Below are 19,400 nucleotides of genomic sequence, written 5' to 3' on the forward strand. Positions count from 1 at the left end.
TGCCGCGCGGCATCCGCCGGTCGGCGAACGGAGCGGGTGAGCGGCCGGGGGCGTGAAGACCTGGCGCCGGCGCGCGCGCTCAGCGGCCGCCTGGCCCGGACGCGGCCGGGGCCGGCAGCGCCACGCGCTCGAACCTGCCCGCCAGCACGCCGTAGGCAAGAATCGCGACGATTCCGTGCGCGCCCACGAACCAGAGCGCGCGGTCGAACGAGCCGGTGGCGGCCACCACGAAGCCGATCACGAGCGGCGTGACGATCCCGGCCGTGTTGCCGATGCCGTTGAAGATGCCGCCGCTCAGGCCCGTCATGTCGCGCGGCGCGACGTCGGCCAGCACGGCCCAGCCGATCGCGCCGAGCCCCTTGCCGAAGAACGCCAGCGAGACGATCACGATCACCGCCGCGTCCGAGCCGGCCCACGGCGCGAGCATCAGCGAGGTGGCGAGCACCATGCCGAGCAGGAACGGCGTCTTGCGCGCGGCCGAGGTGGCTACGCCGCGGCGGATCAGGAAGTCCGACAGCATGCCGCCCAGCACGCCGCCGCTGAAGCCGCAGATCGCCGGCAGCGCGGCCACGAAGCCGACCGTCATGATGTTCATGCCGCGCGCCTTGACCAGGTAGATCGGGAACCAGGTGATGAAGAAGTAGGTGAGCGCGGTGATGCAGTACTGGCCGATGTAGACGGCCCACAGCGTGCGGCTCGTGAACAGCGCGCCGATCTCGCGCGAGGTGAAGCGGCGGCGGGGGCCGGCCTTCGCGTCGTCGAGGCCGACCAGCGCGCCGTTCGCGGCGACGTGCTCGTATTCGGCGCGGCTCATGCGCGGATGCGAGGCCGGATCGCGCAGCACGGCGAACCAGAGCACCGCCATCGCCAGCCCCAGCGCGCCCATGAAGAAGAACACCTGGTGCCAGCCGAGCCGGTGCGTCAGCCACGCCATCAGCGGCGTGAAGATCACCACGGCCAGATACTGCGCCGAATTGAACAGCGCGCTCGCGGTGCCGCGTTCGTTGGTGGGGAACCAGGTCGCGACGATCCGCGCGTTGCCCGGAAACGCCGGCGATTCGACCAGGCCGAGCATGAAGCGCATCACGAACAGCGCGGCGGTGGCGCCGGCCGCGCTGCCGATCAGCGAGACGGTGCCCTGCGAGATCGTGAACAGCGACCACAGCACGATGCTCGCCCCATAGACGCGGCGCGCGCCGTAGCGGTCGAGCAGCCAGCCGCCCGGGACCTGGCCGATCGCGTAGGCCCAGCCGAACGCCGAGAACACCACGCCGAGCGCGGCCGGCGTGAGGCCGAGATCCCTCGACACGAAGGTGCCGGCGATCGACAGCGTGGCGCGGTCGGCGTAGTTGAGCACGGTGACCGAGAAGATCAGCGCGAGGATCCAGTAGCGGAAATGGCCGATCCGGCCGCTCGCGACGGCGCCGTTCGAACGCGTGATGTCGATGCTTTTCATGTGTCTCCTCCCATGCGATGCGGGATGGTTCTGGTTCTGGTTCTGTCGGCGTCGCGCGGGCGGGGTGCGCGAGGTCCGGTGCCGCCGGGTGTGGCGTGATGCTGCTCGATGCGATGCGATGAAACGGGGCGGCCCGCCGGCGGCGCCGCGCCGCCCGCCGCGTCAGGGCGTGACGCTGGTGGCCGGGCGGCGCCCGGCGAAGCTGGCCGCGAGGCTGTCGAGCACGATCGCGCCCATCGCCTCGCGCGTCTGCACCGTCGCGCTCGCGCGGTGCGGCTGCAGCACCACGTTCGGCAGGGCGAACAGTTCGGGCGGCACGTTGGGCTCGTCGACGAACACGTCGAGCCCGGCGCCGGCGATGCGGCGCTCGGCCAGCGCGCGCACCAGCGCCGGCTCGTCGACGAGCTTGCCGCGCGCCACGTTGATCAGGTAGCCGTCGGGGCCGAGCGCGTCGAGCACCGTCGCGTCGATGATGCGTTCGGCGTTGTCGGCCGACGCGGCCAGCACCAGCGCGTCGCTGTCGGCGGCGAGCTGCGCGAGGTCGGCGACGAAGCGGTAGGGCACGCCGTCGAGTTCGCGCAGGTCGGTGTAGGCGATCGGGCAGCCGAACGCGGCGGCGCGCGCGGCGATCGCGCGGCCCACGCGGCCGAGCCCGACGATGCCGATCCGCATTCCGCTGAACTTGCGCGCGAGCGGCAGCGCGGCGGCCTTGCCCCACTGGCCCGCGCGTACCTGCGCGTCGCCCTGGCAAAGCCCGCGGCAGACCGACAGCAGCAGGCCGATCGCGAGATCGGCGACGTCGTCGGTCAGCACGCCGGGCGTGGTCGAGACGTGCAGGCCGCGTTCGCGCGCGTAGGCGAGATCGACGGCGTCGGTGCCGATGCCGTTGATCGCGACGATCTTCAGGTTCGGCAACTGGTCCATCACCGCGTTGCGGATGCCGGACGCGCCGCCCGTGACCACCCCGCCGATGCGCGCGCCGATCTCGCGCAGATGGGCGGCCGGATCGGCCTGCCCGTAGTGGCGGTGCAGCGTGTAGCGCTCGGCGAGCTGGCGGTCCAGCGACGGCAGGACGGGGTTGATCAGCAGGATGTCGGACGGCATGCGGTGCGGGCTCTCGAACGATGAATCGGTGGTGCGCCGGCAAGGCCCGCCGCGAGGCGGCCCGGCGACCGGATGCGAACGAGTATAGGCAGGCGATCGATCAAGGTCTAAGCTATATTCCGCATCGATCAATACAAAAACTGGAATGATGGTCGAACTCAATCATCTGCGTTGTTTCGTGGCCGTGGCCGAGGAACTGCATTTCGGCCGGGCCGCCGCGCGCCTGTTCATGACGCAGCCGCCGCTGAGCCGGCAGATCCAGCTGCTGGAGGAGGCGCTCGGGCTGCTGCTGTTCGAGCGCAACAGCCGCAGCGTGAAGCTGACCGACGCCGGGCGCGCCTATTACGACGACGCGCGGCGCATCCTGCGGCTGACCGACGAGGCCGCCGACGCGGCGCGGCGCGTGGCGCGCGGCGATGCCGGGCAGGTCACGGTCGGCTTTACCGCGGTGGCCGGCTACCGGCTCGTGCCCGAGCTGCTCGCGGCCGCGCGCGAGCAGCTGCCGGGGATCCGGCTGGTGCTGAAGGAGATGGTGTCGGTGGCGCAGCTCGATGCGCTGAAGACGCGCGCGCTCGACATCGGCATCCTGCGCGCGCAGGCGGCGGACCCGGCGATCGGCGTCGCGCGGCTCGCTCGCGAGCCGCTGCTGGCGGTGGTGCCCGCCGCGCATCCGCTGGCCGGGCGCGAGACGATCGCCGCGGCCGACCTGCATGGCGTGCCGTTCGTGATGTATTCGGCCGACGGCGGCCGGTATTTCCACGATCGCATCGTGGCGCTGCTGACGGCGGCCGGCGTCCACGTGGACGCCGTGCAGCAGCTCGACCAGACCCACACCGTGGTGACGCTGGTGCGAGCCGGGATCGGGCTGGCGATCGTGCCGGCCTCGGCGCGCGAACTCGGGATCCGCGACGTGGTGTTCCGGCCGCTGTGGACGCCCGAGGCGGTCGCCGATCTCGACCTCGGCTGGCGCGTGGAGCGCAATAGCCCGGCGGTGGAGCGGTTCCGGGCGTTCGCGCTGGCTTGTGTCGGGGCAAGTGGGGGCGCAGGGTGACGGTCTGAACGGCGGGATGGACGGTTTGGCGAGCGGTTCGGTGGACGGTTGCACGGGCGGTTGCCGATCTGCCCGCGTTATCGATCCGTGCCTGTCCAGGCGTCCTGCGCGGCGTCATCCTCGCGCAGGTCGCGGGTTCCATGCCGCCCGCCGGCGGTCTCCGTTTTTAAGCCTCGTTTAAGCCTCGTCGCCGAAGATTTTCGCGCGACATTTTCGCCGCCCGTCCCGACGAGCGATAACGACAGGAGAAGAAACCGATGCGACTTCATGCAGCGATCATCGCCGGCGCGTTCGTGCTGGCGCCGGTCCTCGCGATGGCGTCCGATCCGGTACTCGTGCAGGTCGACGGCAAGCCCGTCGCCGCGCACGAAACGTCCCGGATCGTGCAGACCGCCGCCGGTCCGGCCCATGTGAAGACCTGGAGCTGGCAAAGCCCCGACGGCGGCGCCAGCTTCGTGATGCAGACCAGCAGCAGCGGCGCCGATCCCTCGGCGCCGTCGATGTCCCCCGCGATGATGCGGCAGATGCAAGCGCGCATGCAGTCGCAGATGCGCGCCCAGATGGCCGAGATGGCCACGCTGCAGGCGCGCATGCAAATGCAGATGCAGGCGCTCCAGCAGGCCGCGTTCGGCGGCATGCCCGGCTTCGCCGGCGGTCCGTTCGACGCGATGTTCGTCGGCCCGCCGGTGGTGGTGATGCAGGCGCCGCGCCCGGTGCTGTACCTCGTGCCGGTCGCGCCGCCCGTCCGCGCCGCGGCGCCGGCCCGCCCGGCACCGATGCCAGCCGCTCCGGCCGCCCCGGCCACGCGCAAGCCCGGCGTGGAGATCTGAGCGAACGCCGGCTTCGGGCTTCACGGGTCGTGCCTCCGGGCACGGCCGGCGAGGCCCGAAGCCGGGCCGTCGCATCGCACCCCGGCCGCCCCGGCGGCCGTTCTTCCCGCCGTCCCGCAAGTTTCCCCTTTCGCGCATTCCCCCGCGTTTCCCCCGGCGCTTCCCCTTTGCCGCTCCCTCAGACGATCATCCCGCGCCCGCTCGACACGTCGCTCGCCAGCAGCACCGACAGCCGCCTGAGCGCCGCGTGCAGCTGCGTGCGATCGGGCGTTGCGCCGAGCGAGATGCGGATCGCGCCCGGCGCCTGCCCGCCGAGATGGAACGCCGTGGACGGCGCCACCGCCAGCCCCTCGGCGCCGGCCGCGGCCGCCAGCTCGCCGGGCGCCCAGTAGCTCGGCAGCGGATACCAGAGATGGATGCCGGCGCCGTCGCCGGCCACCGCGCCGAGCACTTGCGCGGCGGCGCGCTGCCGCTCGCGCGCCTCCACGCGCACGCCGTCGAGCAGCTGCGCGGCCGAGCCGTCGTTGATCCATTGCGTGACGAGCGAATTCGTCAGCGGCGGCGACATCAGCGAGAACGAACGCAGCGCGATCAGGAACGCGTCGCGTGAGGGCTCGTCGGGCAGCGCGACGAACGCGGTGCGCAGCCCCGGCGACAGGCATTTCGACAGCGTCGACAGATACGCCACCTGGGCCGGCGCGATGCGCGCGAGCGGCGGCGGCGCGTCCGGCGCGAACAACCAGTACGGGTCGTCCTCGACGATGCGCAGCCGGTGCCGCAGCGCCACCTTCAGCAGCTCCTGCCGGCGCGGCGCGGGCATGGTGGTGGCGGTGGGGTTCTGCAGCGTCGGGTTCAGGTAGATCAGCCGGATGCCGCCAGCGCCGCCGCCACTCGTGCCGGCCGGCTCGCGGCAGGCCGCGTCGAGCGCGTCGGGCCGCATGCCGTGCGCATCGGTCTCGATCGGCCGCGCGACGCGGCCGAGCTGGCTGGCCGCGAGCGGCAGCCCCGGATAGACGAGCGGCTCGCAGGCGATGGTGTCGCCGGGCATCGTCATCGCGACGATCAGCGCGGCCAGCGCGGCCTGCGCGCCGGGACTCACCACCACGCGCGAGCGCGGCACCTCGCCGAGCATCGGCCGCAGCCAGCCGGCCGCGGTGGTGCGATCGGCCTCGCTTCCGCCGCCCACGTGGTAGGTCATCAGCAGATCGATGTCGCTGCGCAGTAGCACCTGCGACATGCCGCGTCGCAACAGCTGCTCGAGATCGACGCCGGCCGGCGGCGGCGGGATGTTCATGCTGAGGTCGACGCGCTGCGCGAGTTCGGCCTTCGGCGCGGCGACGAACGTGCCAAGCGGCCCGCGCGCCTCCAGCAGGTGCCGCTGGCGCGCCTCGTTGAAGCCGCGCGTGACGGTGGTCAGGTCCACCCCGAGCCGCTGCGCGAGCTGCCGCTGCGGCGGCACGCGATCACCGGGCTGCAGGCGCCCGTCGGCGATCGCGCGCTCGATGAAGCCGGCGATCTGCAGGTAGCGCGGGCCTTGGCCCTCGGCCAGTGCGTCATTCCATGCATCGATGGCGCCGGAAAGTTTTTGCGTCATTCTGTCGCGGTATGTATGTGTGATGTCTTACTCTATCATCCGACATCGAAGCGCGTAAATCCATACATATTCCGTTTTGTATGCACGGTCAGCCGGCCGCGCGTTCCGGGGGCCGGCGTGGACGGGCAGCGATGCGAGTGGACGGATTTGCGCGCATGGCCACCACGGACATCCCCCCATGCGCACTCCATCTTCTCGAAGCCGGCCCGATGTCGAATCGGGTCCACCGCATTCCCCGTCGCCGCTTTCCTCCTCATCCTCCCCGGGCCCGCGTTCGCTGGCGCATCGCGCGGCGTCGGCCGCGCGCCTGCTGCCGGCCGCCGCGCTGCTGCTGCTCGGCGGCTGCAACGCCGTGCTGCTGGACCCGAAGGGCAACATCGGCGTGCAGGAAAAGAACCTGATCCTGATCGCGCTCGGCCTGATGCTGCTGGTCGTGATCCCGGTGATCGCGCTGACGCTGTGGTTCGCGTGGCGCTACCGCGCCGGCAACACGCGCGCGACCTACGCGCCGCGCTGGTCGCATTCGACCGCGATCGAGGTGGTGGTGTGGTCGATCCCGTGCGTGATCGTGATCATTCTCGGCGTGCTGATCTGGCGTACCACGCTGAGCCTCGATCCGTACCGGCCGATCGAATCCGGCGAGAAGCCGGTGCGCGTGGAAGTGATCGCGCTGAACTGGAAGTGGCTGTTCATCTATCCGGACTACGGCGTCGCCTCGGTCAACGAACTCGCGGTGCCGGTCGGCACGCCGGTCGATTTCAAGCTGACGGCCGAATCGCTGATGAACTCGTTCTTCATCCCGCAGCTCGGCAGCCAGGTGTATGCGATGCCGAGCATGCAGACGCGCCTGCACCTGATCGCCGACGAGCCGGGCACCTATCTCGGCCAGTCCTCGGCATTCAGCGGCCCGGGCTTCTCGGACATGCACTTCCAGACCTACGCGACGAGCCGCGGCGAGTTCGACGCCTGGGTCGCGCGCGCCCGCAAGGCGAGCGTCGTGCTCGACGCGGCCGCCTACGCGCGCCTCGCGCAGCCCAGCGAGAAGAACGCGCCGACGCTCTACGCGAGCGTGGTGCCGAACCTGTTCGACAACGTGCTCGAAACCGCGATGCGCGCCGGCTCGGCGAACCCGAGCTGCACGCCGGGCACACCGGGCGTGGTGTCGTCGACGCTCTCGCCGGCGCGCCTGGCCTCGGTTTCCCTTTCTTCCGGCGGCGCCGACGCGCCCAATTCCGCTACCCGGTAAACATCATGTTTGGAAAGCTCACTCTCGATGCCATACCCTGGCACGAACCCATCATCATGGGCACGCTCGCCGTGGTGCTCGTGCTCGGCGCGGCCCTGCTCGGCGCGATCACCTACGCGGGGAAATGGCCGTACCTGTGGCGTGAATGGTTCACCTCGGTCGATCACAAGAAGATCGGCGTGATGTACATCGCGCTCGCGATCGTGATGCTGCTGCGCGGCTTCGCCGACGCGATCATGATGCGCGCGCAGCAGGCCATCGCCAGCAACGACGCGGCCGGCTACCTGCCGCCGCATCACTACGACCAGATCTTCACGGCGCACGGCGTGATCATGATCTTCTTCGTGGCGACGCCGCTGATCCTCGGGCTGATGAACGTGGTGGTGCCGTTGCAGATCGGCGCGCGCGACGTGGCCTATCCGTTCCTGAACTCGCTGAGCTTCTGGCTCGCCGTGGTGGGCGCGATGCTGGTGATGGTGTCGATGTTCGTCGGCGACTTCGCGGCCACCGGCTGGGTGGCCTACCCGCCGCTCTCCGAGCTCGGCTACAGTCCGACCGTGGGGGTGGATTACTACATCTGGTCCCTGCAGATATCGGGCCTCGGCACCACGCTCACCGGCATCAACTTCATCGTGACGATCCTGCGCATGCGCGCGCCGACGCAGAAGCTGATGCAGATGCCGGTGTTCGTCTGGACCGCGCTGATCACCAACATCCTGATCGTCGCCGTGTTCCCGGTGCTGACGGGCACGCTCGCGCTGCTGACGGCCGACCGCTACCTCGGCATGCACTTCTTCACGAACGAGCTCGGCGGCAACGCGATGATGTACATCAACCTGATCTGGGTGTGGGGCCACCCCGAGGTGTACATCCTGATCCTGCCGGCGTTCGGCGCGTTCTCGGAGATCATCGCGACGTTCTCGGGCAAGCCGCTGTTCGGCTACAAGTCGATGGTCTACGCGACCTCCTCGATCGGCATCCTGTCGTTCTTCGTCTGGCTGCACCACTTCTTCACGATGGGCTCGGGCGCGAACGTCAACGCGTTCTTCGGGATCATGACCACCATCATCTCGATCCCGACCGGCGTGAAGCTGTTCAACTGGCTGTTCACGATGTATCGCGGGCGGATCCGCTATCACAGCTCGACGCTCTGGACCATCGGCTTCATGGTGACGTTCGCCGTGGGCGGCATGACGGGCGTGCTGCTGGCCGTGCCGGGCGCCGACTTCGTGCTGCACAACAGCCTGTTCCTGGTCGCGCACTTCCATAACGTGATCATCGGCGGCGTGGTGTTCGGCTGCCTGGCCGGCATCAGCTTCTGGTTCCCGAAGGTGTTCGGCTTCACGCTCGACGAGTTCTGGGGCAAGGTCTCGTTCTGGTGCTGGCTGATCGGCTACTGGCTCGCGTTCACGCCGCTCTACATCCTCGGCTTCGAGGGCATGACGCGCCGCATGAACCACTACTCGGTGCCGTCGTGGCATCCGTGGCTGGTGGTGGCGCTGGTGGGCGCCGTGTTCGTCGGCCTCGGCATCCTCGCGATGCTGGTGCAGATCTACGTGAGCGTGCGCCGCCGCGATGCGCTGCGCGACGCCACCGGCGATCCGTGGAACGGCCGCAGCCTCGAATGGTCGACTTCGTCGCCGGCGCCGTTCTACAACTTCGCGATCGTGCCGACCATCACCTCGCTCGAGCAGCACTGGGAAAACAAGGAAACCGGCCGCGCCTACGTGCAGCCGACGCACTACGAGGACATCCACATGCCGCGCAACACGGCGGCCGGCGTGATCATCGCCGCGTTCGGCATGCTGCTCGGCTTCGCGTTCGTCTGGCACATGTGGCCGTTCGTGGTGATCGGGCTGCTCGGCATGGTCGGCACCTTCGTGGCCCGCAGCTACGACACCGATACCGATTACTGGGTGCCGGCCGCCGAAGTCGAGCGGATCGAAAACGCGCGCTTCGCGCAACTGCAGCGTCACGTGCCGCTCGTGCCGCTCAACGAAACCGAGGTCGCATGATGAGCGCGCAGACTATCTCGCAAACAGGCCATGACGGCCACCACGCGGCCGGCCACGGCCACGAACATCACGACGACGGCGGCAAGACCACGCTCGGCTTCTGGATCTACCTGATGAGCGACTGCCTGATCTTCGCCACGCTGTTCGCGACGTTCGGCGTGCTCGCCAACGCCACGGCCGGCGGGCCGACCGGGCAGGGCCTGTTCGAGCTCGACTACGTGCTCGGCGAAACCATGCTGCTGCTGGTCAGCAGCTTCACGTTTGGCCTCGCGATGCTGGCCATGAACGCCGGGCGGCGCGGCGCGGTGATCCCGTGGCTGGCGGTGACGTTCGTGTTCGGCGCGGGCTTCATCGCGATGGAGGTCCACGAGTTCGCGAAGCTGATCGCCGACGGCGCCGGGCCCCATACGAGCGCGTTCCTGTCCGCGTATTTCGGGCTGGTCGGCACGCACGGCCTGCACGTGAGCTGCGGCCTGCTGTGGATCGCGGTGATGATGCATCAGGTCAGGAAGTTCGGCCTGACCGGCATGGTGCGCCGCCGCCTGGCCTGCCTCAGCATGTTCTGGCATTTCCTGGACCTGGTCTGGATCTGCGTGTTCACCTTCGTTTATCTGCGGGAGTTCGTATGAAGCCCACGCCCCATTCGTCTCATTCGCACGCCGCGCATGCCGTACACGACGCTTCGCACGGCACGCTGAAGCGCTACGTGATCGGCATGATCCTGTCGGTGCTGCTCACGCTGGTGTCGTTCGGCGCGGTGATGACCGATGTCGTGCCGCGCCGCTTCGGGCTGGCCGCGATCACGGTGGCCTGCGTCGCGCAGCTGATCGTGCAGCTGGTCTACTTCCTGCACATCGGCTCGGCGCGCAGCCAGCGCGCGAACACCGGCATCTTCCTCTGCACGGGCTTCCTGATCGCCGTGATCGTCGGGCTGTCGCTGTGGGTGATCCACAACGCCAACGTCAACATGATGCCGACGCACATCACGATCGAGCGGGCGCTGGCGAAGGATTGAGGACGGGGGCGCCGGGCGCTTCGGCCCGGCGGGACGGAAAACGGCGCGGCGCCCGGATGGGGCCGCGCTTTTTTTGCATCGACGGATCGCGAGAGGCGCAACCGATGAAGTAACATCGGCTTATCTCAAGACAGTATGAATTCCATTCATTTTTCATGCTTGATCGTATTCATCTGGCCATCGTGCAGGAAGTGGAGAAGCAGGGTTCGCTGACTGCGGCCGCGGGCGTCCTGCACGTGACGCAATCGGCGCTGAGCCACAGCATGAAGAAGCTGGAGCAGCAGCTCGGCACCGACATCTGGCTGCGCGAAGGCCGCAGCCTGCGCCTGACCCAGGCCGGCCAATATCTGCTGGCGGTGGCCAACCGCGTGCTGCCGCAACTGAGTCTGGCCGAGGAGCGCTTGCAGCAGTTCGCTCAGGGTGAGCGAGGCGCGCTGCGCATCGGCATGGAATGCCACCCGTGTTACCAGTGGCTGTTGAAAGTCGTGTCGCCGTATCTGGCCGCTTGGCCGGACGTGGACGTCGACGTCAAGCAGAAATTCCAGTTCGGCGGCATCGGCGCGCTGTTCGGCTACGAGATCGACCTGCTGGTCACGCCCGATCCGCTGGACAAGCCGGGCCTGGTATTCGAACCGGTGTTCGACTACGAGCAGGTGCTGGTGGTGGCCGGCAACCATCGCCTGGCCGGGGAGGAATACATCACGCCCAGACAGCTGACCAACGAGGTACTGGTGGCCTATCCGGTGCCGGTCGATCGCCTGGACATCTACAGCCTGTTCCTCGCGCCGGCCGGCATCACGCCCAGGCGCCACAAGGCGATCGAGACCACCGACATCATGCTGCAGATGGTTGCCAGCGGCCGCGGCGTGGCCGCGCTGCCGCGCTGGCTGGTGCTGGAATATGCGGACACGATGGATGTGGTGCCGGTGCGGCTGGGCAAGCACGGTATTGCCAAGCACATCTTTCTCGGGGCGCGCGAGGCGGACGTGGGCATCGATTACCTGCGCGCGTTCATCGAACAGGCGAAACACGCCGAGGTGGCCTGAGCCGTCACGGAACCTGCAGGGATCAACGGCTGCGGCCTCGCATGATCCCGACCTGCCGTATCGGGAACACGACCGCCGAAAAGGCGGCGGCCCGGCGCGCATGATCGAGATCGACAGGCGCGAAAACTTCTACCAGCAGGAATATCGCGGCTGCGCACGCTCACTGCGCGATACCAATCGACATCGCCGGGAAAGCGGCCGGGAGCACGTTCGGTTCGGCATGAAGTTCTACGGCGGCGACGACTGCGCGAACGAATCCGGATCCGGCCTTCCATGCCGGGATAGCCCGGCGAAACGACCTGAGCACGCTGCGCGCGCGGCGGGAAAGGTCGCGCCGCGCGCCCCCGACCTGCTCGTCGCACATGAACGTGGCTAATGGTTTTATGAGATAAATTCACTTTTTTTCATGGATCGCCGGCCATAGAATTCGACCCGAATGCCGATGCCGCACACATTTCCGAGGACAAACCGGAAAGCGGTATCGGCGCACATTGAACGCCGAAGGTGAACGCAGGTTCATCCCGGAATCAGGGTTTCGGATCGAAATGAGCAAAGACTTCACGTTTTCCATCAAGCGTATCGGCTTCGATGAAGACTACCGTCCATCGGACAGCACGCGCATCACGACCAACTTTGCCAACCTGGCCAGGGGGGCGAGTCGTCAGGCGAACCTGCGCAACACGTTCAGGATGATCGACAACCGTTTCAATGCCCTCGCGCATTGGGACAATCCGGCAGGCGATCGCTATTCGGTCAAGCTTGAAATCATTTCCGTCGAAATGAATATCGACGGGGCGAGCAGCAGCGCCGGCCTGCCTTTGATCGAAATCCTGAAGACCAATATTGTCGATCACAAGACCAACGAGTGCATCGAGGGCATCGTCGGGAACAACTTCTCGTCCTACGTGCGGGACTATGACTTCAGCGTCCTGCTGCAGGAGCACACGAAGAACCAGCCCGCCTTCAGCACGCCGGAGAATTTCGGCGACCTGCACGGCAAGCTGTTCAAGTGCTTCGTGAATTCGAGCGCCTACCAGGCCAACTTCAGGAAGCCTCCCGTGATATGCCTGAGCGTCTCGAGCAGCAAGACCTATCATCGGACCGCGAACCAGCATCCGGTGCTGGGCATTGAATACCAGCAGGACGAATACTCGCTGACCGACGAATACTTCAGGAAAATGGGCCTGGAGGTCCGCTACTTCATGCCGCCGAACAGCGTCGCGCCGCTGGCGTTTTATTTTTCCGGCGACCTGCTCGGCGACTACAGCGATCTCGAACTGATCGGCACCATCAGCACGATGGACACGTTCCAGAAAATCTACCGGCCCGAGATCTACAACGCGAATTCCGCGGCCGGGAAGTCGTACCGGCCGAGCCTGAAGCACGAGGATTTCTCGTTGACCCGCATTGTCTACGATCGGGAAGAACGCGGCCGGCTGGCTGTCGAGCAGGGCAGGTTCGCCGAGGAGCATTTCATCAAGCCGCACCGGGCGGTTCTCGAGCAGTGGTCCGCCAGCTTCGCTCTTTGATCAATCAGAAACACAAGGCCATCCAACGTGAAAAAATTGTTGCCCACCTCGACCGCCGGCAGTTTGCCCAAACCCTCCTGGCTCGCCCAACCGGAAACCCTCTGGTCGCCGTGGAAGCTGCAGGGCGAGGGATTGGCCGAGGGCAAGCAGGACGCCTTGCGCTTGTCGTTGCAAGAGCAACAACATGCCGGGATCGACATCGTCAGCGACGGCGAGCAGACACGCCAGCATTTCGTGACGACGTTCATCGAGCACCTGGACGGCGTCGATTTCCAGAACCGCAAGACCGTCCGGATTCGCGATCGCTATGATGCGAGCGTGCCGACCGTGGTGGGCGACGTGGCCCGGCAAAAGCCGGTGTTCGTCGAAGACGCCCGGTTCCTGCGCCGGCAAACGAAGCAGCCGATCAAGTGGGCGCTGCCCGGCCCCATGACGATGATCGACACGCTGTACGACGATCATTACAAGAGCCGCGAAAAGCTGGCCTGGGAGTTCGCGAAGATCCTGAATCAGGAGGCCCGGGAACTGGAGGCCGCCGGCGTCGACATCATTCAATTCGACGAGCCCGCGTTCAACGTGTTCTTCGACGAGGTGAACGAGTGGGGCGTGGCCGCCCTGGAGCGCGCGATCGAAGGCCTCGGGTGCGAGACCGCCGTGCATATCTGCTACGGCTACGGCATCAAGGCCAATACCGACTGGAAGAAGACGCTCGGGTCCGAGTGGCGGCAATACGAGGAAGCCTTCCCGAAGCTTCAGAAATCGAGCATCGGCATGGTTTCGCTGGAGTGCCACAACTCGCACGTGCCGATGGAACTGATCGAGCTGATCCGCGGCAAGAAGGTGATGGTGGGTGCCATCGACGTGGCCAGCAACACCATCGAAACGCCCGAGGAAGTCGCCGGCACCTTGCGCAAGGCACTGCAGTTCGTGGATGCCGACAGGCTCTATCCCTGCACCAACTGCGGCATGGCTCCGCTGTCGCGTGCCGTGGCGCGAGGCAAGCTGGAGGCGTTGAGCGCGGGCGCGGAAATCATCCGGCAGGAACTCGCGAACTGACCGGCCTTCGTCGCTTCCGGTCGAGCGCCCCGGCATCCACCATGTCACTTTCCGGCACCGCCATCGAGCCGTCGCGCTTTCGCGAGGCACTCGGGCATTACGCATCCGGCATCACGGTCGTTGCATCGCAGGTCGATGGCGAGCCGATCGGCTTCACGTGCCAGTCGTTCCACAGCGTATCGATGAGCCCGCCGCTGGTGTCGTTCAGCGTGATGGCCAGTTCGGGCAGTTACCCGGGAATTCGCCGGGCGGGCCGGTTCGTCGTCAATATCCTGTCGGACGAACAGGTCGCGATTTCCAACCAGTTCGCCCGAAGCGGAACGGACAAGTGGCACGGCGTCGAATGGCGGGAATCGCCGCTCGGTAACCCGATCATCGCCGGCAGCCTGCACTGGCTCGATTGCGAAATCCATGCCGAGCACGCGGCCGGCGATCACCTGATCGTGATCGGCGAAGTGAAGGCGCTGGACCTGCAAGACGCGCTGGCCACGCAGCCGCTGCTGTATTTCAAGGGGCAATATCGCAGCATCGCCGCGCATGACGCGGCGTGAGCGTCGTCACGCACTGCCCGCCGTCGCGGGCTGCTGCGCAGACAACCGACGTCGAAACCGAGCATGAACGGCGAGGCCTCGAACGCGTGCTGCCGCGAATGCGGCTGATATTGCAGCAGTTCGGGCGCGCGTTCCAGCACGGCCTCGATGATCCACGGCCGAGCCGCAGCCTGGCGCCCGCTCGTCGCCGCGCGATTCCCGAACTGTCGTGGCGCATGAGGGTCCGCGTCGACACCATGGCCAGTCGATGCAGGGCCACCACCTTGCGGCGCGCTTCGTCGACCATGGTCGGAAACGGCAGTTCGTCGGGAATCGCCTGCCATCGCGGCCTGCATTGCAGGCGGAAGAGTTCCACCAGCGACGCGATCGCGGCCGCCACGCGCGAATCGTAGATCGGCAGGCCGTCGACGTCGGGCCGGGCAGGAAATTGCTCGCGGCTCGTGAGCGTGGCGGGCGGCAGCGTGCGGTAAGCGGCGCCCGTGAATCGGGCGCCGCGCGCATCGTGCCCGACTTCCTCAGATCGCCGCCGTCACCAGATGATGCGGGTCGCCCAGCGCATCGGCCACGAGCCGCAGTGCCTCGCGGCAATCCTCGGGCGTTTGCGGGCCGCCCAGGCAGATCCGCAGCGCGTTGGGCGGATTGCCGTCGGTGGAGAACGCCGCGCCCGCCACCGCCGCCACGCCGCGATTGCGCAGCTGCTGCGCGAGGTCGGGCGCATAGCGGTGGCACTCGGCCGGAATCGGCAGCCACAGATGAAAGCCGTCCGGATGCGCGTCGAACGGCCAGTCGCGCAATACCTGCGCGGCGATCGCGAGGCGCGTGTTGCCCTCGGCGCGGATCGCCTCGAGCATCGCCGCGGCGGTGCCGTCGTGGACCCACTGCGTCGCCAGCAGCATCGTGTACGGGCTCGGCATCACGGTGGTCGCGCGCAGCGCGCCGGCGATGCGCTGCGCCTGCCGCGCCGACGGCGCGAGCAGGTAGGCGATCCGCAGCCCCGCGCCGAAGTTCTTCGACATCCCCGTCACGTAGTGCGTCAGTTCCGGGGCCAGCAGCGCGAGCGGCGGCGGCGCGCTGCGCGGCAGCATCGCGTAGGCGTCGTCCTCGATGATCGGCACGTTGTAGCGCAGCGCGACGTCGGCCAGCGCCTCGCGGCGCCGGTACGGGATCGTCAGCGTGCTCGGGTTCTGCAAGGTCGGGTTGCAGTAGAACGCGGCCGGCTTGTGGCTCTTGCAGAGCGATTCGAACGCGTGCGGCAGCGGCCCGTCCTCGTCGCGCGGCAGCGGCTGCAGGCGCGCGCCGAGCTGCGAGGCGATCGCCTTGATGCCGGGGTAGGCGAGCGCGTCCACGCACAGCATCTCGCCGGGCCGCACCAGCAGCGAGACGAGCGCCACCAGCGCGCTGTGGATGCCGGGGCAGACCAGCACCGCCTCGCCGTTGCAGCCGGGCAGCCGCCGGCCGAGCCACAGGCGCCCGGCCGCGCGATCGGCGGGCGCGCCGCCGAAATCCTGATAGCGCAGCAACTGATACGGATCGGCATGCGCATGCAGCGCGGCGGCCGAATCGGCGAGCCGCGCGGCCATCACGGCCGGTTCGGGCGGCATGTTCATCGACATCTCCACGCTGCCGCCGCCCGACAGCGGCAGCGTCTGCGTCGGCCCGCGCACGAAGGTGCCGCTGCCGGCGCGGCTGTCCAGCAGCCCGCGCTTGCGCGCCTCGGCATAGGCGCGTGCCACGGTGGTGTAGTTCAGCTGCAGCGCGTCGGCCAGGTCACGCAGGCCGGGCATCCGGTCGCGCGGCTTGAGCCGGCCCACCGCCAGATCCTCCTCGATCAGGTCCGGGATCAGCAGGTAGGCGGGCTTGCGGCTCTCGGCGAGGCGCCGGGTCCAGTGGGCGAGCGAGTGTTCCATCGAAGCATCCTCGAGATCCGGGGCGATTCCTGTCGATTCGCCCCGATTCACGTTAACACGCGAACCCGCGCGAAAAAAAACTGGATCGGATACCGAAGCGAAAATGATTGCATTGATCGGATGACAGATCGTTTTGATGCATGGACGCACAGCGCAAGCGCATCGCGCTGCGCCATCACGGTGCGCGGCGCGCGCGGCGGCGCGGCGCCGGCACCGGCGCGGCGCGGGTCCGCGGGCGCCGGGCACGGCCATTTCGATATCGCGCCGGCGCAATGATCGGATGGTGATCGCATCGGCGCGCGCGCCGGCGGCATGCCTGTTGCGTGAAGCGAGGCGTCCGGGCGCCGCTCGCCCGGCGCACCGATCCCCCAACGAATCAAGGAGAACACGATGCCCGCCGTCAATCACCCGCAGCACCAGAAAGGCGACGTACTGGTCGACTACGAAGAGAAGGTATTCGAGGACGTGAAGGCGGAGCCGGGCGAGAAGGCGCTGGTCACGTTCCACACGGTCGCGTTCGAAGGCTCGATCGGCTTCGTGAACCTGCTGCAGGCCACGCGCCTGCAGCGCAAGGGCTTCGAGACCTCGGTGCTGCTCTATGGCCCGGGCGTGACGCTGGGCCTGCAGCGCGGTTTCCCGACGCTCGGCGACGAGGCGTTCCCGGGGCATCTCAACTTCAACAAGCAGCTGGTGAAGTTCATGGAGGAAGGCGGCAAGGTCTATGCGTGCCGCTTCGCGCTGCAGGCGCTGTACGGCCACGGCGAGGCCTCGCTGATCGAGGGCATCCGCCCGATCAACCCGCTCGACGTGCTCGACCTGCAGCTGCTGCACCGCAAGGATGACGCGCTGATCATCCACACCTGGACCGTCTGAGCGCGCCGCGAGGGCCAACATGAGCGACAAACGCATGGTTCGCGCGGCCGCCGCCCAGATCGCACCCGATCTGGAGCGGGCCGCGGCGACGCTCGACAAGGTCTGCGCGGCGATCGACGCGGCGGCGCGCGAAGGCGTGCAGCTGATCGTGTTCCCCGAGACCTTCGTGCCGTATTACCCGTACTTCTCGTTCGTGCGGCCGCCCGTGCTGTCGGGCGCCGACCACATGCGGCTCTACGAGGAGGCGGTGGTGGTGCCCGGCCCGATCACGCAGGCGGTGGCCGAGCGCGCGCGCCGGCACGGCATGGTGGTGGTGCTCGGCGTGAACGAGCGCGACCACGGCAGCCTCTACAACACGCAGCTGGTGTTCGACGCCGACGGCCAGCTGCTCGTGAAGCGCCGCAAGCTCACGCCCACCTTCCATGAGCGGATGATCTGGGGGCAGGGCGACGCGGCGGGCCTGAAGGTCGCGCAGACGGCGGTCGGCCGGGTGGGCGCGCTGGCCTGCTGGGAACACTACAACCCGCTCGCGCGCTATGCGCTGATGGCCCAGCACGAGGAGATCCACTGCGCGCAGTTCCCGGGCTCGCTGGTCGGGCCGATCTTCGCCGAGCAGATCGAGGTGACGATCCGCCATCACGCGCTCGAATCGGGCTGCTTCGTGATCAATTCGACGGGCTGGCTCAGCGACGCGCAGGTGCAGTCGATCACGCCCGATCCGCAGTTGCAGAAGGCGCTGCGCGGCGGCTGCCTGAGCGCGATCGTGTCGCCGGAGGGCCAGCATCTGGCCGAGCCGCTGCGCGACGGCGAGGGCCTGGTGATCGCCGATCTCGACATGTCGCTGATCACCAAGCGCAAACGCATGATGGATTCGGTCGGCCATTACGCGCGCCCCGAGCTGCTGAGCCTCGTGATCAACGATCGCCCGGCCGTGCCGGTCACGACCATGGCGCCGGCCGGCGCCGCCCGCCCCGCCTTCTCCCCCGTCCCCGCTTCCGAAGGAGCCTTCGATGAATCCCGTCAGCGCGAAACCGTCGGCGCAGAGCCGGCAACTGATCACTGAGCTGCAATCGGTCGGGCTGCGGCTCGTCGATCCGAAGGCCGGCGCCGCGAGCCGGCGCGGCGGGGCCGGGCCGTCCGACCACAAGGCGGTGACGGTGGACGGCGTCACGGTGATGGTGCCGGTGCATACCAGCACCGCCTGGGATTCGCCGTTCGTGGCCGGCGCGCCCGACGCGAGCGGCACGAGCACGCTTTCGCGCGGCACGATCCCGATCGCCGGGATCCGCTTTCCGGCGAACCCGCGCTTCTACGCGCTGCAGACGCTCGACGGCGTGCCGTATTCGCAGATCGCCACGCTGCACGGCGCCGACGTGCTCGCCACCACGGTGCTGCAGACCTGCATCCGCTACGAGAGCCGCCGCAAGATGTGCCAGTTCTGCTCGATCGGCCAATCGCTGGCGGCGGGCCGCACCATCGCGCGCAAGACGCCCGAGCAACTGGCCGAGGTGGCGCGCGCGGCGGTGCTGCTCGACGGCGTGAAGCACATGGTGCTGACCACCGGCACGCCGGCCACGAGCGATCGCGGCGCGAGCCTGCTGTGCGACAGCGCGTTCGCGGTCAAGGCCGCCGTCGACCTGCCGATCCAGGGCCAGTGCGAGCCGCCCGACGACGATGCCTGGTTCGCGCGCATGAAGGCGAGCGGCATCGACACGCTCGGCATGCATCTGGAGGCGGTCACGCCCGCGGTGCGCGAGCGGATCATGCCGGGCAAGGCGAGCGTGCCGATCGCGCGCTACCTCGACGCGTTCGACGCGGCGGTGGCCGTGTTCGGGCGCGGCCAGGTCAGCACCTACATCCTCGCCGGGCTCGGCGACACGGCCGAGGCGATCCTGGCGATGTCGAAGGAATTGATCGCGCGCGGCGTCTATCCGTTCGTGGTGCCGTTCGTGCCGATCAGCGGCACGCCGCTCGAGAGCCATCCGGCGCCGTCGCCCGAATTCATGCGCGAGGTGCTGGCGCCGCTCGGCGCGATGCTGCGCGAGGCGGGCCTGCGCTCGGCCGACATCAAGGCCGGCTGCGGGAAATGCGGCGCCTGCTCGTCGCTGTCCACCTACGAGGCCTGAC

General features: G+C 68.1%; 20 protein-coding genes. 15 read left to right on the top strand and 5 right to left on the bottom strand.

Annotated features, from left to right (window positions below):
* Positions 1 to 79: 79 nt before the first annotated feature.
* A complete protein-coding gene (locus tag bpln_RS19580) occupies positions 80 to 1,456 on the bottom strand; it encodes an MFS transporter (protein WP_042627059.1) in 1,377 nt (458 codons plus the stop codon).
* Between the two features lie 162 nt (positions 1,457 to 1,618).
* Entirely contained in the window at positions 1,619 to 2,560 is a 942-nt protein-coding gene (locus tag bpln_RS19585; RefSeq protein WP_042627060.1) for a 2-hydroxyacid dehydrogenase, read from the bottom strand.
* 145 nt (positions 2,561 to 2,705) lie between these two features.
* Here bpln_RS19585 and bpln_RS19590 point away from each other — a divergent pair, with 145 nt between their 5' ends.
* On the top strand, positions 2,706 to 3,611 hold the full coding sequence (locus bpln_RS19590) for a LysR family transcriptional regulator (RefSeq protein ID WP_082465363.1): 906 nt from the start codon (positions 2,706 to 2,708) through the stop codon (positions 3,609 to 3,611).
* Between the two features lie 257 nt (positions 3,612 to 3,868).
* Positions 3,869 to 4,441 carry a hypothetical protein gene (locus tag bpln_RS19595; protein ID WP_042627061.1) on the top strand — a complete coding sequence of 191 codons (573 nt, stop codon included), beginning with the start codon at positions 3,869 to 3,871 and terminating at the stop codon, positions 4,439 to 4,441.
* A 178-nt stretch (positions 4,442 to 4,619) separates the two neighbouring features.
* On the opposite strand, the gene bpln_RS19600 is transcribed toward bpln_RS19595, so the two are convergent.
* Positions 4,620 to 6,035: an aminotransferase-like domain-containing protein gene (locus bpln_RS19600; protein ID WP_055139741.1), complete on the bottom strand. Its 1,416-nt coding sequence runs from the start codon at positions 6,033 to 6,035 to the stop codon at positions 4,620 to 4,622.
* Positions 6,036 to 6,213: 178 nt separating this feature from the next.
* Between bpln_RS19600 and cyoA the strand changes: the two genes are divergently transcribed.
* The 10 genes from cyoA to bpln_RS35775 all read left to right on the top strand — a co-directional run bounded on the left by cyoA (position 6,214) and on the right by bpln_RS35775 (position 14,885).
* Positions 6,214 to 7,281 carry a ubiquinol oxidase subunit II gene (gene cyoA, locus bpln_RS19605; protein WP_082465364.1) on the top strand — a complete coding sequence of 356 codons (1,068 nt, stop codon included), beginning with the start codon at positions 6,214 to 6,216 and terminating at the stop codon, positions 7,279 to 7,281.
* Between the two features lie 5 nt (positions 7,282 to 7,286).
* Positions 7,287 to 9,296: a cytochrome o ubiquinol oxidase subunit I gene (cyoB, locus tag bpln_RS19610; RefSeq protein ID WP_042627063.1), complete on the top strand. Its 2,010-nt coding sequence runs from the start codon at positions 7,287 to 7,289 to the stop codon at positions 9,294 to 9,296.
* Positions 9,293 to 9,925, top strand: a complete 633-nt coding sequence (gene cyoC, locus bpln_RS19615) for a cytochrome o ubiquinol oxidase subunit III (protein ID WP_082465365.1) — start codon at positions 9,293 to 9,295, stop codon at positions 9,923 to 9,925. Before cyoB ends, cyoC begins: the two co-directional genes overlap by 4 nt.
* Positions 9,922 to 10,311: a cytochrome o ubiquinol oxidase subunit IV gene (gene cyoD, locus bpln_RS19620; protein WP_055139743.1), complete on the top strand. Its 390-nt coding sequence runs from the start codon at positions 9,922 to 9,924 to the stop codon at positions 10,309 to 10,311. Before cyoC ends, cyoD begins: the two co-directional genes overlap by 4 nt.
* A 155-nt stretch (positions 10,312 to 10,466) precedes the next feature.
* Positions 10,467 to 11,357: a LysR family transcriptional regulator gene (locus bpln_RS19625; RefSeq protein ID WP_055139744.1), complete on the top strand. Its 891-nt coding sequence runs from the start codon at positions 10,467 to 10,469 to the stop codon at positions 11,355 to 11,357.
* 100 nt (positions 11,358 to 11,457) lie between these two features.
* Positions 11,458 to 11,733, top strand: coding sequence for a hypothetical protein (locus bpln_RS37405; RefSeq protein WP_175937979.1), 276 nt, complete (start codon positions 11,458 to 11,460; stop codon positions 11,731 to 11,733).
* 169 nt (positions 11,734 to 11,902) lie between these two features.
* A complete protein-coding gene (locus tag bpln_RS19635) occupies positions 11,903 to 12,886 on the top strand; it encodes a DUF1852 domain-containing protein (RefSeq protein WP_042627067.1) in 984 nt (327 codons plus the stop codon).
* Positions 12,887 to 12,913: 27 nt separating this feature from the next.
* A complete protein-coding gene (locus bpln_RS19640; RefSeq protein ID WP_042627068.1) occupies positions 12,914 to 13,942 on the top strand; it encodes a methionine synthase in 1,029 nt (342 codons plus the stop codon).
* Positions 13,943 to 13,983: 41 nt separating this feature from the next.
* Positions 13,984 to 14,493, top strand: coding sequence for a flavin reductase family protein (locus bpln_RS19645; RefSeq protein WP_042627069.1), 510 nt, complete (start codon positions 13,984 to 13,986; stop codon positions 14,491 to 14,493).
* Positions 14,490 to 14,885 (top strand): hypothetical protein, encoded by a 396-nt coding sequence (locus bpln_RS35775; protein WP_148654095.1) that lies wholly within the window; start codon positions 14,490 to 14,492, stop codon positions 14,883 to 14,885. Before bpln_RS19645 ends, bpln_RS35775 begins: the two co-directional genes overlap by 4 nt.
* A gap of 123 nt (positions 14,886 to 15,008) precedes the next feature.
* On the opposite strand, the gene bpln_RS19650 is transcribed toward bpln_RS35775, so the two are convergent.
* Both bpln_RS19650 and bpln_RS37410 read right to left on the bottom strand, forming a co-directional pair.
* On the bottom strand, positions 15,009 to 16,400 hold the full coding sequence (locus bpln_RS19650) for an aminotransferase-like domain-containing protein (RefSeq protein WP_042627071.1): 1,392 nt from the start codon (positions 16,398 to 16,400) through the stop codon (positions 15,009 to 15,011).
* Positions 16,401 to 16,447: 47 nt separating this feature from the next.
* Positions 16,448 to 16,789: a hypothetical protein gene (locus bpln_RS37410; RefSeq protein WP_148654096.1), complete on the bottom strand. Its 342-nt coding sequence runs from the start codon at positions 16,787 to 16,789 to the stop codon at positions 16,448 to 16,450.
* Position 16,790: 1 nt separating this feature from the next.
* On the opposite strand from bpln_RS37410, the gene bpln_RS19655 reads away from it, so the two are divergent.
* Genes bpln_RS19655 through bpln_RS19665 form a run of 3 tightly spaced genes read left to right on the top strand, consistent with a single transcriptional unit; the run spans position 16,791 to position 19,399 of the window.
* Positions 16,791 to 17,273 carry an MSMEG_0572/Sll0783 family nitrogen starvation response protein gene (locus tag bpln_RS19655; protein WP_042627072.1) on the top strand — a complete coding sequence of 161 codons (483 nt, stop codon included), beginning with the start codon at positions 16,791 to 16,793 and terminating at the stop codon, positions 17,271 to 17,273.
* A gap of 19 nt (positions 17,274 to 17,292) precedes the next feature.
* The gene (locus tag bpln_RS19660; RefSeq protein WP_042627073.1) at positions 17,293 to 18,336 is read left to right on the top strand and encodes a Nit6803 family nitrilase; all 1,044 of its coding nucleotides are present in this window, start codon (positions 17,293 to 17,295) and stop codon (positions 18,334 to 18,336) included.
* Complete coding sequence (locus bpln_RS19665) at positions 18,284 to 19,399, top strand: MSMEG_0568 family radical SAM protein (protein ID WP_175937978.1); 1,116 nt, start codon at positions 18,284 to 18,286, stop codon at positions 19,397 to 19,399. Before bpln_RS19660 ends, bpln_RS19665 begins: the two co-directional genes overlap by 53 nt.
* The last annotated feature ends 1 nt before the right edge of the window (position 19,400 follow it).

Origin of the sequence: Burkholderia plantarii (assembly GCF_001411805.1) — a bacterium.
Taxonomy (GTDB): domain Bacteria; phylum Pseudomonadota; class Gammaproteobacteria; order Burkholderiales; family Burkholderiaceae; genus Burkholderia; species Burkholderia plantarii.